A 12,455-nucleotide genomic window follows, 5' to 3' on the forward strand; every position below is an offset into this window, starting at 1 on the left:
GCGCTCATCAGTGCCCTCGCTTCTTCGCGCAAGCGCTCATCAGTGCTGCCCCAGATCGTTGGCCAGCACTTCGGCCGACGGGATCAACCGCCTACGGGTGTCGACCGCGATGACCTGCCAGTCCACCCGGTCGAAGTCGTCGAACTTGCGGCGGGCCCGCTCCCGCGCCTTCTCGGGTGCGCCGTGGTGAAGACCTTGCGGCGCATGCGAGATGAGGCCCGGCGGCATCGGAATGCCGTAGAGCGATCCGCCGTGGAAGAACGCGATCTCGTCGAAGTCGACGTTGCGGTGGTACCACGGTGTGCGTTCGGTGCCCGGAACGCCTTCGGCGGGCTTGGGCAGGAAGTTCATCACGTACACGCCGGTGGCCTGCATGAACATGTGCACAGTCGGCGGTAGATGCACGCTGTCGGAGGTGACGACGTTGTAGTCGGCGATGTTGAAGGTGAACGCGAAATTGTCGCCTCGCCACCCTTCGACGTCGAGCGGATGGTGTTCGTAGAACAGCGATGTCGGCCCGCCGTCATGGATCAGGCGCACCTCGTACTCCCCGTTCTGTAGAGGGCCGTCGCCGGTGTCGAAGGGCGCTGGTTCGGGGATCGTCGCCTGTGACGGGTCGAACGGAAAGTGGCGCCCGAGCTGCCCCGGTGGTGGTACCCGGAACTCGTCGGTGGCCTGGATCAGCAGAAGAGTCGACTCCTCGTCAGACACCTGGCGGAACGTGCACGCCTTGGGGATGTAGACCCAGTCGCCCTCGCGGTAGGGAAGCGGGCCGAACTCCGTCTCGAAGACCCCGGCACCCTTGTGGACGAAGCTGAGCAGATCGCCGTCGACGTAGCGGACGAAGAACGGCATCGGCTCGCTGCGGCGCGAGAGCAGAACCTGGCAGTCGGCGTTCGAGAACAACAGCATCGGACCGCCGGCCGCGTCGGTGTCGCTCGGCTTGAGCTCGCTGGACAACACATCGACCGGCTGCAGGGGGCCGACGGACCGGTACGCGGTCGGGTCGTTGCGCCGGTACATGTTCGCGGTGCGGCCGGTGAATCCACCGCGGCCCAGCTCGTCGTCCTTCAGGCCGTCCAGATCGGCGTGGAGGCGCCGCGGAGTGCGCCCTTTGCGCAGGTGAACGAAGGATTCCATGGACGCTCCATCGGCGTAGTCGGCAGCAAAATAAAACTGACTTTAGTTTTACTTCAGTCGGCCGTCAACGGGTCAGTCGGTCAGATCCACCCGGATGCTCAGCAGGTTCGTGCCGAACGTGCGCACACCGAAGCTGTTGAACTGCGGCAGCGATCGCAGGCGTGCCTGCGGATCGTCGCCGGGCATCAGATGAGCGGTGCCGTTGTGCCACCGGCCGTTGAGGCGGACACGAACGGCCGGATCGGCCTTGATGTTGCGGACGTACTGCGACTTTTCGCCGAACTCCGAGACGAACCAGAATTCATTGCCGACGCGCTTGCCGCCCAGCGGCGTTCGGCGGGGCCGACCGGTCTTGCGCCCTGTTGTCTCGAGCAACGTCTGGAACGGCATCAGCCGCATCAGCGGGTTGGCGACCCGCTTCTGGAACACGGTCGTGACCCGGTTTCGTACGTCGGCCATGGCCTCCCTTTCACACCATCGCGGTTCTGGACACCTTCGCGCCCAGGCGCAGTGCGCCCGCGAGCTCCCGGCTGGTGTCGTAATCGAATACGACGTGGCCGGCCAGCACATCGACATCGCGCTTGATTCGTTGCAGCGGATTGTCGGCGAAGTGGGCGCTGGCGCCGGAGGCCTCCAGCAGGTCGCCGATGACGGCTCGCGACTCGTGCACGATGTGCGCAGCCGCCATGCGGGCCTCACCGCGTATCGGACGCGGCACGGGATCGCCCGTCGCAAGCAGGCTTTCGATCTGCCTGACGGTGTCGGCGAGCAAACCGCGCAACGCACGCAGCCGCACCAGGGCCTCGCCGAGACGGGCCGCGGCGATCGGCTTGTCCTTCTGGAGGACGCCCTCGTAGGCCAGCACCCGTGTGGAGAGTCGTTCGGCGTAGATGTCGGCGACGCGTTCGGCGCTGCCGAGCGCGGGCATCGCCGCCAGAAGTGCGAGCGCGGGCACCATCGGCCACCGATATGTGTCGACCCCGTGCAGATGCGCGCCGGGCGCGGTGCCCGAATAGATGTCGGACACCGGCACCAGTCGGTGCTCGGGGACGAAGACGTCGGTGATGACGACGTCGTTGGAGCCGGTGGCTGCCATGCCATCGGTGTGCCACACGTCGTCGATTTCGACCTCGCTGATCGGCAGTAGCGCCAGCGCCGGAAAGATGCCGTCATCTGGACCGCACAGAGCGCCGACGATGATCCAGTTGCCGTCCATCACACCGGTGGCCCACGACCACCTGCCGGTCAGCCGGACGCCGTCGCCCGACGGGACGCCTCGACCCGTCGGGGCAAGGGGAGCGGGGGCAAGAAACGGCCGCGTTGCGAACGCCTCCTGCTGGGCGCGCTCACCGAACAGCGCCAGCATCCAGTTGTGCAGCGCGTAGAAACCGATGGTCCATGCGCTGGAGGCGCAGCCGTGGGCCATCCGACGGACGGGGTCGAGGATCGACGGGAAGTCGGCCTGCTGCCCGCCGAACCGCGCCGGTACCAGCAGGTCGGTGAAGCCGGTCTCGGTGAGATCGGCGACGGTCTGCGCAGGCAGCCGTCGGAGTCGCTCGGCTTCCCGGGCCCGGTGACCCAGGTTGGCGACGAACTGTTCGCTGATCGCACTGACACCGCTCATCGTGGTCATGGCGGACGCAACCATGCGGGCACGCTAACATACTTTTTTGTACGGACAGCATTGCCGCCGAGCATGCAGTCTCAGCGCGTGAGCATCAGTTCGAGGAAGCGTTCCCGCGCGTCGGCGCCGCGCTCACTGGGTTTGGACCCAGATAGGTGGAGAAAGCCGATGCCCGCGGCGAAGGTGGCGTTGGCGCGCAGCGCGGCTTCCTCGGCGTCGAACCCGGCGTCGACGAAGGCCTGGCGCACCGCCGTCAAAACCCGTTGGTCAGCCGCGCGCACGCTGGCCGCGACCGCTTCGTCTGTGCGGGCCCACTCGCGCATCGCGCGCTCGAGTGTCCACTGCCGGGCATTGATGAACGACGTCATCATTTGCGATAGCCGTTCGCGTGGCGACGCGTCGGTGGGTCTGCCGAAGTCGCGCCGGTCCTCGTCGAGCAGCTGGCCCCATGCGTCGATCAACGCGCTGCGGTAACTGGCCATATCGGTGAAGTGCCAGTAGAAGCTGCCCTTGGTCACGCCGAGGCGGCCGCACAAGCGGTCGATTTTCAGCGCTTTGATGCCTTCCTCGGCGAGGATCGCGTACCCGGCCTGGATCCAGTCGTCCACGCTCAGCCGGTGCGCGCGGGCGTTTGCCATGACCCGAGCGTACGACGATGCCCACCGATTGCGGCCAACAAGAGATTACGAATCAAAGAGATTTGTAAAGGCAAAGAAATGACGCCGACCAATATTTCGATTGGCGCAGATCCGCCAATCAATGTCAGTCACGATTCCTCAATCGCTGGCCACGTGATTTACTGCACACGCGACAACTGAAATTTTCTCGGTCCGTGCGACGGCCACCGGGCTCAGTCGAGCGGACACACGAGCGGCACAGTCAAGAAAGACGCTGCGCTGCTGGTGGTGATCGCTCGATCACGGGAAACCTGTACCCCGGAAACCGGAAGATGGACGGAATTTGCAGTATGTGGCTCATTGACAAGATTCGTGGCCCCTGGGCGCGCCGGTTCGCGGTCGCCGCCTTCGCAGCGGCTCTCCTGCCTGGCGTAGTCGGTCTCACCGGAGGGTCAGCCACCGCCGGGGCCTTCTCTCGGCCGGGCCTTCCGGTGGAATACCTGATGGTGCCCTCACCCTCCATGGGCCGCGACATCAAGGTCCAGTTCCAGAAGGGCACCGGGTCCCAGGCGGTGTACCTGCTCGACGGTCTGCGCGCCCGCGACGACTTCAACGGCTGGGACCTCGAGACCCAGGCCTTCGAGTGGTTCTACGACACCCCGCTGTCGCTGGTCTTGCCGGTCGGCGGGCAGTCCAGCTTCTACAGCGACTGGTACCAGCCCGCCTGCGGCAAGAACGGGTGCCAGACCTACAAATGGGAGACGTTCCTGACCTCCGAACTGCCGCAATGGCTGTCCGCCAACCGCGGGGTGTCGACAACCGGCAACGCCGCGGTGGGCCTGTCGATGTCGGGCAACTCGGCGATGATCCTGTCGGTCTACCATCCCGACCAATTCATCTACGCCGGGGCGCTGTCGGCGTTCCTCAACCCGTCCGAGGGCCAGTGGCCGTTCCTGATCAACATGGCGATGGGCGACGCGGGCGGCTATAAGGCCAACGACATGTGGGGCCCCACCGAGGACCCGAACTCTGCCTGGAAGCGCAACGATCCGATGGTGCAGATCCCGCAGCTGGTGGCCAACGGTACTCGGCTCTGGGTGTACTGCGGCAACGGCAAGCCCAACGAGCTGGGCGGCGCGAACCTGCCCGCCGAGTTCCTCGAGGGGCTGACGATCCGCACGAACATCACGTTCCAGGAGCAATACGTCGCCGCCGGCGGTTCGAACGGTGTCTTCAACTTCCCGCCGTACGGCACCCACAGCTGGGAGTACTGGGGCCAGCAGCTTCAGCAGATGAAGCCTGACCTCATCTCCTACCTCGGCTGACGATCGAGCGAAGGTCCCCGAACGCGCGAGTGTTCGGGGACTTTTGCGTTGGTGAACAATGGCCGTCATGGTCGCAATCAACGCACTGGTCGCACATCAGGACTCCGAGGGCTCGATCACCCTCCAGCACGAGGAGGTCGACGAGACCTTCCTGCCCGAAGGTGACGTCGAGATCGCCGTCGACTACAGCGGCATCAACTACAAGGACGCTCTTGCGGTGACGCCGAAAGGCGGTGTGGCGCGCTCCTATCCGCTGATTCCGGGCATCGACGTCGCCGGCACGGTCACCAAGAGCACCGCTGCTGACTTCGCGGTGGGGGACCGCGTCGTCGCCCACGGATACGACATCGGCACCGGTCGCCACGGGGGCTACGCCGAAACCGCCCGGTACCCGGCCGACTATCTGGTCAAGCTCGATCAACTGTCGACCGCCGAGGCAGCGGCCATCGGCACCGCGGGCTTCACCGCCGCGATGAGCGTCAACGCGGTCCGCACGCACGGCATCAATCCGGAGGACGGTCCGGTGTTGGTCACCGGCGCGACCGGCGGCGTCGGCAGCATCAGTGTGGATCTGCTGGCCGCGCTCGGCTACGAGGTGGTGGCGTCGACGGGCAAGGAGGACGCGCAGGACTGGCTGATGCAGCTCGGCGCAACGCAGGTGATCGGCCGGGTGCCCGGGGAAGGCGAGAAGGTGCGAGCCCTCGGCAAGTCCAACTGGGCCGCGGTGGTCGACTGCGTCGGCGGCACCCCGCTCGCCTACGCGCTCAGCACGCTCAATTACGGAGGTGTGGCGGCGGTGTCGGGGCTAGCAGGGTCTGCAGACCTGCCCACCACCGTGCATCCGTTCATCCTGCGCGGGGTCACCTTGGCCGGTATCGATTCGGTGCAGTTGCCGATCGCCGCCCGCCGCGAGGTTTGGCGTCAGCTCGAAGACGAGCTCAAGCCGCGCCACCTCGACGACCTCACCGCAGACGTGTCGGTGCTCGCAGCACCGGAGACCCTGCGCACGATCATCGGCGGCGGCGTCACCGGCCGAACCCGCGTCGTCGTGAAGGACGGGTTCTGAGCCGTCGCCGCGACGACTACTTCAATTCGGACGACGATAAACCGAGCAGGCGGCGAGCCACCACCAGCAGCTGAATCTGCTGGGTGCCTTCGAAGATGTCCAGGATCTTGCTGTCGCGGGCCCACTTCTCCAGCAGTGTCTGCTCCGAATAGCCGACGGTTCCGGCAAGTTCGACGGCCTTCAGCGTGATATCGCTGGCGACGCGGCCGGCTTTGGCCTTGCCCATCGAGGCTTCCTTGGAATTGGGAATGTCGTTGTCTGCCTGCCACGCGGAACGCACCATCAGCAGGTACGCCGCCTCCCAATCCGATTCCATCCGAAGGAAATCGGCCGCGGGCGCGCTCTGCGCGTGCGACGGCTTGTCATAGGAGATCTCGACCCCGGCCGCGGTGAGGATTTTGCGCAGTTCCTCGAGCGCGGCGCGAGCGATACCGACGGCCATCGCGGCGACGACCGGCCGGGTGTTGTCGAAGGTCTCCATGACCCCGGCAAAGCCCTTGTCCATTTGAATCTCCGGGCTGCCGAGCAGATTCGCTTGCGGAATCCGGACATTGTCGAAGCGAATCGCGGCGGTGTCGGACGCCTTGATGCCGAGCTTGTCCTCGAGCCGTTCGATGGTGACCCCGGGGTGCTCGCGTGGCACGATGAACGACTTGATCGCCGCGCGGCCGAGCGTCTTGTCCAGCGTCGCCCACACCACGATATGGGTGGCCCGCGAACCCGCTGTGACGTAGATCTTCTCGCCGTTGATCACATATTCGTCGCCGTCGAGCTTGGCCGTGGTCGACACCGCCGCCGAGTCCGAGCCGAAGTCCGGCTCGGTGATCGCCATCGCAGCCCACACGTCCTTGCCCAGGAGGTCCAACTGCTCGGGGGTCGCCACACTCGAGATCGCGGCATTTCCGAGTCCCTGGCGCGGTACTGACAGCATTAACGCCACGTCGCCCCAACTGATTTCCATCACGTTCAGAACAGCCGACATGTTGGCGCCGTTGTGGTTGACGTCCTTGGGTTCGGTGCCGTCGCGGAACGCCTCGGCGCCGGCGAAAGCGAAGGCCTTGGCGTCCTGGATGCCCTCGAACAAGGTGGCAAGGGTGTCCAACTCGACGGGGTACTCGTGTTCACGAAGGTCCCACTTGCGCGAGATCGGCCGCAACATCTCGGCGGCACCCTGATGCGCCTTCTCGATCACTGCTTCCAGCTTGCGGGGCAGTTCCAAATTGATTGCCATGATTCGACTTTCGGTATAGGTAAGGACGACTCGGTCAGATCACCACGACGCCCTCGGCGACGCCGATCGCACGCAGATCCCGATACCAACGCTCGACGGGATGCTCCTTGGTGTATCCGTGGCCGCCGAGCAATTGAACACCGTCCAGGCCGATCCGCATGCCCTTGTCGGTGGCCATCCGCTTGGCCAGCGCCGCTTCTCGGGTGAACGGCAGGCCCTGATCGGCACGCGAGGCGCCGCGCCAGGTGATCAACCGGAGTCCGTCGAACTCGATCGCCATGTTGGCGCACATGAACGCCACGGCCTGACGGTGCGCGATCGGCTCACCGAACGCTCTGCGCTCCTTGACATAAGGGACCACGTAGTCGAGCACCGCATGCGAAGTGCCGACTGCCAGCGCAGCCCAACCCAGCCTCGATAATGCGATGGCTTCGGAGTAGTCCTCGTCGCCGGCACCGTCTTCGCCCAGTCGGGCCGACAGCGGCACCGTCACCCCGTCCAGCGTGACCTGGCCCAGCGCCGCCGCGCGCACACCCATGCCGGGATCGGGCGTGACGCTCAGCCCCTTCGACGACGACTCGACGATGAACATCGCCGGCTTCCCGTTGAGTTGCGCTGCGACGACGAATAATTCGGCGTCCGCCGCCGCGGGCACCAGTGACTTGATCCCGTCGAGACGGTAACCGCTGGGTGTGCGCACCGCCGTGGTCTTGAGCGCGGTCGGATCGAACAACGGCTGCGGCTCGGCGACGGCCACACACGCCTGCGGCACGTTCTCGCCGGCGAATTCCTTTAGGTAGGTTGCCTGCTGATCGGCGCTGCCCCAGTGCGTCAGGGCCGACGCGACACCAGCGGGCGCGAGGATCGGCAACGCCAGTCCCATGTCGCCGTAAGCCAGCGCCTCGGCGACCAGAACGTTGGTGACGGCCGCCCGATGCGCCGCGATGCCCTCGAAGTCCTCGGGCACGTTGATCGCGGTGATGCCGAGTTCGGAAGCCTTGGCGACGAGATCGGTGGGATAGTGCGCAGATTCGTCGGACTCGCGGGCGGCGGGCCGGATGGCCTCGTCGGCGAACTCGGTGACCGTCTCAACGATCATCTTCTGCTCGTCGTCGGGAGTCAGGTCGAAGTAGTCGGCGCCGCTCTTCTTCAGACGCGTGGGCCCGCTCGGCGAGCCGGACGCCTTCTTGAATTGCCGGTTGGCCGCGCCGACGACGGAGAACACCTGCTTGACGCCGTATTTGAGTCCGCGGTTGAGCGGGTCACGCAGGTTGTACCGGTCCAAGAACTCCTGGCCGACCAGCGGAGTGACCAGCGCGAGCCCGATGTCGGTGGGAGAGCGCTTGTGCTTCTGCAGACCGACGGCGCTCTGCTTGTCGGTGCGCTTGGCAAAGGAGGAGCCGTTTTTCGACGGCCGGGTGTTGGTCATGTCAGCTGCCTCGATCGGTGATGGGACGTGCGCACACGCCTAACTGACTCCAGAGTAAGGTAGGAACTGACTCAGCAGTAAGGTCTGCCCGCCCTTGTTATGAAGTTCACAGACTCCGCGGTCAACGCTACGCCGGGTCGAGACTGCTCAGCACCGCATCGTGCAGGTGGCCGTTGGTGGCCACAGCACTGCCGCCGTGCGGGCCTGCCGCGCCGTCGAGGCTGGTGAATGCGCCACCGGCTTCGCGGATCAGGATGTCGAGCGCACCGAGATCCCACAGCGAGACCTCGGGTTCCGCCGCGATGTCGACCGCGCCCTCTGCCACCAGGCAGTAGGACCAGAAGTCGCCGAAGCCGCGCACGCGCCACACGGCATCGGTGAGGTCGATCAGGCGGTCGCGCAATCCGCGCTTGGCCCAGCCGTCGAGGCTGGACAACGACAGGCTCGCCGACTCCAGGTCGGCGACCGACGACACCTCGATCCTGCGAGGTGCCGCCCCACTCACGGCCATGAACGCGCCAAGGCCCTCACCGGCCCACCATCGCCGCTGCAAGCCCGGCGCGCTGATCACCCCCGCCACCGGAACCCCGTCGCGCAGCAGTGCGATCAGTGTCGCCCACACCGGCACACCGCGGACGAAGTTCTTGGTGCCGTCGATCGGGTCGATCACCCACTGTCTGCCCGTGAAAGTTGCTGTGCCGCCGTATTCTTCGCCGAGCACCGGATCGTCGGGACGCTGCGCGGACAGTGTGGTGCGCAGCGCCGACTCCACGTTGCGGTCGGCATCGGTGACCGGGGTGAGGTCGGGTTTGGTGTCGACGTTCAGATCGAGCGCGCCGAAGCGGTCCATCGTCAGCGCATCGGCCTCATCGGCCAGTTGCAGCGCAAGCGAAACGTCGTCGGCGACCGATCCCATGGCTGCAGTCCTACCATGGCCGTGTGTTTGAACTCCTTGTGCTGGTGGTGCTGATCGGTGCGCTCTTCCTGTTGGCCGCGCCATGGATCAGGCGGCGGCGTGGAATGGGCGGCATGGGCTCTGACTGGGTGCCGGGCACCATGCTGGTCACCGGCGTCAGCCCGAGAGGCGAGGACGCCGCAGAGCAGTTCGTGACGATCACCGGCGTGATCAACGGTCCGACCGTCAACGAACATGTGGTGTACCAGCGCATGGTCGTCAACCCGGACAACTGGCCGACGATGGGCCAGCTGATCGACGTCGTGTATTCGCCGAAGAACCCCGACAACTGGAACTTCGCGCCGCCCGACGCCCCACTTCCACCCCCACCGGGACCGCCGCCGCCGAATCAGCCGCCGCACGTCCACTAGGCGAGCGGAGTCGCTGCGGCACCCGACCGCGGCTCCGTCAATTCGTCTGCTGGGCACATCGCGACGGGGTGAGCACACGCGGTCCGCTCTCGGTGATGGCGATGGTGTGCTCACAATGCGCGGTGTTCGACCCATCAGCCGAGCGCAGCGTCCAGCCGTCGGCATCCATCACCAGACGATCACTGCCTCGTGCCCACCACGGTTCAAGCGCCAGGGTCATGCCCGGCCGCAGCAGCAGTCCGCGCCCACGGCGCCCGCGATTGGCCACGTGGGGGTCCTCGTGCATGGTGCGGCCCAGTCCATGACCGCCGAATTCGGCGTTGACGCGATATCCCGCCTCGGTCGCCACGTCGCCGATGGCGGCGGAGATGTCGCCGAGCCGGCCGCCGGGCACCGCTGCGGCGATACCTGCGTCGAGGGCTTTTCGCGTCGACTCGATCAGGGCTCTGTCGGCGGGTTCGGCGCTGTCACCGACGATGACCGTGACCGCAGAATCAGCAACCCAACCGTCGATCGACACCGCGAAGTCCAGACTCAACACGTCGCCGTCACGCAGCACGTAGTCATGGGGAAGACCGTGCAGGACAGCATCGTTGACCGACAGGCAGATGACATTCCGAAACGGACCGCGGCCGAACGACGGCGCGTAATCCCAGTAGCACGAGGTCGCACCGCGTTCGGCGATCAGTTCGCGCGCGTGCTGCTCGAGTTGCAACAGGTTCACCCCCGGCTGGGCCTCGATCGACAGCGTCGCCAGCGTGTCAGCAACGAATTCGCCGGTCACCGCCATCTTGGCGATTTCGTTGGCAGTCTTGAGTTCGATCATGTTCGGCCCTCGTCGGTGTCGGTATTTTTATACCGTCGCGACATTACCACTGCCGGTATTTGAATACCGGCTATGCTGACCGGCATGGTGCGGGTACCCCTGAGTCCGGAGCAGGTGAGAGCGGGGCAACGTCTCGGTGCGCTGATGCGGACGGCTCGAGCCGGTCGCGACCCCGAGGTGATCGCTCGCAGCGCCGGTATCTCACCGGAGACACTGCGCAAGATCGAGGTCGGACGGATGCCAAGCCCGAGCTTCGGCACGGTGATCGGGCTCTGCAACGCGCTCGACCTGCCCTTGCAGGATGCCGTCGATGCCTGGCATGGGACAGACGGCCAACGGATGGCCATCTGACACCGACTGGCGCCTAGCCGTGCCCGATGCGCAGCAGGTCGGCGACGCTGGTCAGTTTCACCCGTGGCCTGCCGTGCGGTTCACCCGCTGACTTCTCGTGCTCGTCGATCAGCTTCCAATGGTCGTCGGTGACGACTTTGGGCTGACGCTCAACCAACCACTCGGCGATCTTGTCGGAGTGGTCCGGCTCGCGCTCGGGCAGTGCGGCGCCACGCAGATCGGCCAACAGCGTGTCGACGGTTTCCTGGGAGTCACTCTTGTTGCTGCCGATGACACCCGTGGGGCCGCGCTTGATCCAGCCGACCACGTACTCATTGCGGCTGCCTTCGACGCGACCGCCGGCGTGCGGGATCGTGCCGCTGCGGTCGTCGAACGGCAGGCCGGGCGTCGGCACGCCGCGATAGCCGACCGCGCGCACCACCAGCTGGGCGGACACCTCTTCGCGCTCGCCGGTGTCCTTGGCCGCGACGCGTCCGTTGTCGTCGACGAGTTCGTTGCGCCCCAACACGATTGATTCGACGCGACCGTCGCCCTTGATCTCGATCGGTGACGTGCAGAACCGGAACACGATGCGCCGCTTGGCCCCGGTGACCTCACGTTCGGCGTAGCCGCGCAGCACCTTGATGTTGTTGCGCACCGTCTTGCTCGCGGCCTCGAGGTCCTCGTCGGTGATGTCGGCGAAATCGGCCGGGTCGACGATCACGTCGACGTCGCCCAATCCCTCGAGGTGGCCGAGTTCACGCAGTTCCAACGTGGTGAACGGGGCCTGCAGCGGTCCGCGGCGGCCGATGATGAGCACCTCCTCGACGCCGCGGTCGTGCAGCGACTGCAACGCGTGGTCGGCGATGTCGGTGGCCGCCAGCACCTCGGGGTCGGTGACAAGGATCCGCGCGACATCCAGGGCGACGTTGCCGTTGCCGACCACGACGGCGCGACCGCTCGAGATGTCGGGGGTCATGTCTTCGAAGTGAGGGTGCGCGTTGTACCAGCCGACGAAGTCGACAGCCGCGACGCTGCCGGGAAGATCCTCCCCGGGGATGCCCAACGACCGGTCGGACTGGGCGCCCACCGCGTAGATCACGGCGTCGTAGCGCTCGGCCAGTTCGGCGGCGTGCACGTGGTCGCCGACCACGATGTTGCCGAAGAACCGGAACCGCGGGTCGAGTGCGGTCTTCTCGAACTGCGCGCTGATCGACTTGATCTTCGGATGGTCGGGCGCCACGCCGGAGCGCACCAATCCCCAGGGCGTGGGCAGCATCTCGAGCATGTCGACGCGCACATCGGCGTCGTCGTCAGCATCGGCGAATTTCAGAAGCGACGCCGCGGCGAAGTAACCCGAGGGTCCTGAGCCGACGATCGCCACGTGGTAAGGGCGCATTCTTCGAACCTTCTGATAGGCACATCTATCGCGCCCGGCCACGCGCAAGGGGCTGCCGCGTCGTCGCCGGGCTGGTTACGAACCCGATGCTAAACGGCGGACGCCGTCGATCGGGGTAACTCCGGGCGAAGTCGCACGTCAA

Annotated in this window: 13 protein-coding genes; 4 read left to right on the plus strand and 9 right to left on the minus strand. The window is 65.9% G+C overall.

Annotated elements, in window-relative coordinates:
- Positions 1-39: 39 nt before the first annotated feature.
- From N4S67_RS21860 to N4S67_RS21875, 4 genes are all read right to left on the minus strand, one after another.
- Positions 40-1,140 carry a homogentisate 1,2-dioxygenase gene (locus N4S67_RS21860; protein ID WP_260995106.1) on the minus strand — a complete coding sequence of 367 codons (1,101 nt, stop codon included), beginning with the start codon at positions 1,138-1,140 and terminating at the stop codon, positions 40-42.
- Positions 1,141-1,212: 72 nt separating this feature from the next.
- Complete coding sequence (locus N4S67_RS21865; RefSeq protein WP_260995107.1) at positions 1,213-1,599, minus strand: nitroreductase family deazaflavin-dependent oxidoreductase; 387 nt, start codon at positions 1,597-1,599, stop codon at positions 1,213-1,215.
- Positions 1,600-1,609: 10 nt separating this feature from the next.
- A complete protein-coding gene (locus N4S67_RS21870; RefSeq protein ID WP_390893484.1) occupies positions 1,610-2,764 on the minus strand; it encodes an acyl-CoA dehydrogenase family protein in 1,155 nt (384 codons plus the stop codon).
- A gap of 80 nt (positions 2,765-2,844) precedes the next feature.
- The gene (locus N4S67_RS21875; protein WP_260995108.1) at positions 2,845-3,402 is read right to left on the minus strand and encodes a TetR/AcrR family transcriptional regulator; all 558 of its coding nucleotides are present in this window, start codon (positions 3,400-3,402) and stop codon (positions 2,845-2,847) included.
- Between the two features lie 329 nt (positions 3,403-3,731).
- On the opposite strand from N4S67_RS21875, the gene N4S67_RS21880 reads away from it, so the two are divergent.
- Together N4S67_RS21880 and N4S67_RS21885 are read left to right on the plus strand one after the other, a co-directional pair.
- On the plus strand, positions 3,732-4,706 hold the full coding sequence (locus N4S67_RS21880; RefSeq protein ID WP_260995109.1) for an esterase family protein: 975 nt from the start codon (positions 3,732-3,734) through the stop codon (positions 4,704-4,706).
- A 67-nt stretch (positions 4,707-4,773) separates the two neighbouring features.
- Positions 4,774-5,772, plus strand: coding sequence for an acrylyl-CoA reductase family protein (locus N4S67_RS21885; RefSeq protein WP_260995110.1), 999 nt, complete (start codon positions 4,774-4,776; stop codon positions 5,770-5,772).
- 16 nt (positions 5,773-5,788) lie between these two features.
- On the opposite strand, the gene N4S67_RS21890 is transcribed toward N4S67_RS21885, so the two are convergent.
- The 3 genes from N4S67_RS21890 to hisN all read right to left on the minus strand — a co-directional run bounded on the left by N4S67_RS21890 (position 5,789) and on the right by hisN (position 9,348).
- Positions 5,789-7,003 carry an acyl-CoA dehydrogenase family protein gene (locus tag N4S67_RS21890; protein WP_260995111.1) on the minus strand — a complete coding sequence of 405 codons (1,215 nt, stop codon included), beginning with the start codon at positions 7,001-7,003 and terminating at the stop codon, positions 5,789-5,791.
- A gap of 34 nt (positions 7,004-7,037) precedes the next feature.
- Complete coding sequence (locus N4S67_RS21895) at positions 7,038-8,432, minus strand: acyl-CoA dehydrogenase family protein (protein WP_260995112.1); 1,395 nt, start codon at positions 8,430-8,432, stop codon at positions 7,038-7,040.
- Between the two features lie 127 nt (positions 8,433-8,559).
- Entirely contained in the window at positions 8,560-9,348 is a 789-nt protein-coding gene (gene hisN, locus N4S67_RS21900; protein WP_260995113.1) for a histidinol-phosphatase, read from the minus strand.
- A 23-nt stretch (positions 9,349-9,371) separates the two neighbouring features.
- Between hisN and N4S67_RS21905 the strand changes: the two genes are divergently transcribed.
- Entirely contained in the window at positions 9,372-9,758 is a 387-nt protein-coding gene (locus tag N4S67_RS21905; protein ID WP_260995114.1) for a hypothetical protein, read from the plus strand.
- Positions 9,759-9,795: 37 nt separating this feature from the next.
- On the opposite strand, the gene map is transcribed toward N4S67_RS21905, so the two are convergent.
- Positions 9,796-10,584: a type I methionyl aminopeptidase gene (map, locus tag N4S67_RS21910; protein WP_260995115.1), complete on the minus strand. Its 789-nt coding sequence runs from the start codon at positions 10,582-10,584 to the stop codon at positions 9,796-9,798.
- Positions 10,585-10,668: 84 nt separating this feature from the next.
- On the opposite strand from map, the gene N4S67_RS21915 reads away from it, so the two are divergent.
- Positions 10,669-10,935, plus strand: a complete 267-nt coding sequence (locus tag N4S67_RS21915) for a helix-turn-helix domain-containing protein (protein WP_260995116.1) — start codon at positions 10,669-10,671, stop codon at positions 10,933-10,935.
- A 13-nt stretch (positions 10,936-10,948) separates the two neighbouring features.
- On the opposite strand, the gene N4S67_RS21920 is transcribed toward N4S67_RS21915, so the two are convergent.
- Entirely contained in the window at positions 10,949-12,313 is a 1,365-nt protein-coding gene (locus N4S67_RS21920; protein WP_260995117.1) for an FAD-dependent oxidoreductase, read from the minus strand.
- Positions 12,314-12,455: the final 142 nt, after the last annotated feature.

Origin of the sequence: Mycobacterium deserti, assembly GCF_025345615.1 — a bacterium.
Lineage (GTDB): Bacteria > Actinomycetota > Actinomycetes > Mycobacteriales > Mycobacteriaceae > Mycobacterium > Mycobacterium deserti.

Coding starts and splice junctions, on each gene's coding strand:
- N4S67_RS21895 (WP_260995112.1), bottom strand. CDS start 8,432: ATGACCAACACCCGGCCGTCGAAAAACGGCTCCTCCTTTGCCAAGCGC.
- N4S67_RS21920 (WP_260995117.1), bottom strand. CDS start 12,313: ATGCGCCCTTACCACGTGGCGATCGTCGGCTCAGGACCCTCGGGTTAC.
- N4S67_RS21880 (WP_260995109.1), top strand. CDS start 3,732: ATGTGGCTCATTGACAAGATTCGTGGCCCCTGGGCGCGCCGGTTCGCG.
- N4S67_RS21860 (WP_260995106.1), bottom strand. CDS start 1,140: ATGGAATCCTTCGTTCACCTGCGCAAAGGGCGCACTCCGCGGCGCCTC.
- N4S67_RS21870 (WP_390893484.1), bottom strand. CDS start 2,764: ATGAGCGGTGTCAGTGCGATCAGCGAACAGTTCGTCGCCAACCTGGGT.
- N4S67_RS21865 (WP_260995107.1), bottom strand. CDS start 1,599: ATGGCCGACGTACGAAACCGGGTCACGACCGTGTTCCAGAAGCGGGTC.
- hisN (WP_260995113.1), bottom strand. CDS start 9,348: ATGGGATCGGTCGCCGACGACGTTTCGCTTGCGCTGCAACTGGCCGAT.
- N4S67_RS21890 (WP_260995111.1), bottom strand. CDS start 7,003: ATGGCAATCAATTTGGAACTGCCCCGCAAGCTGGAAGCAGTGATCGAG.
- N4S67_RS21875 (WP_260995108.1), bottom strand. CDS start 3,402: ATGGCAAACGCCCGCGCGCACCGGCTGAGCGTGGACGACTGGATCCAG.
- N4S67_RS21915 (WP_260995116.1), top strand. CDS start 10,669: ATGGTGCGGGTACCCCTGAGTCCGGAGCAGGTGAGAGCGGGGCAACGT.
- map (WP_260995115.1), bottom strand. CDS start 10,584: ATGATCGAACTCAAGACTGCCAACGAAATCGCCAAGATGGCGGTGACC.
- N4S67_RS21885 (WP_260995110.1), top strand. CDS start 4,774: ATGGTCGCAATCAACGCACTGGTCGCACATCAGGACTCCGAGGGCTCG.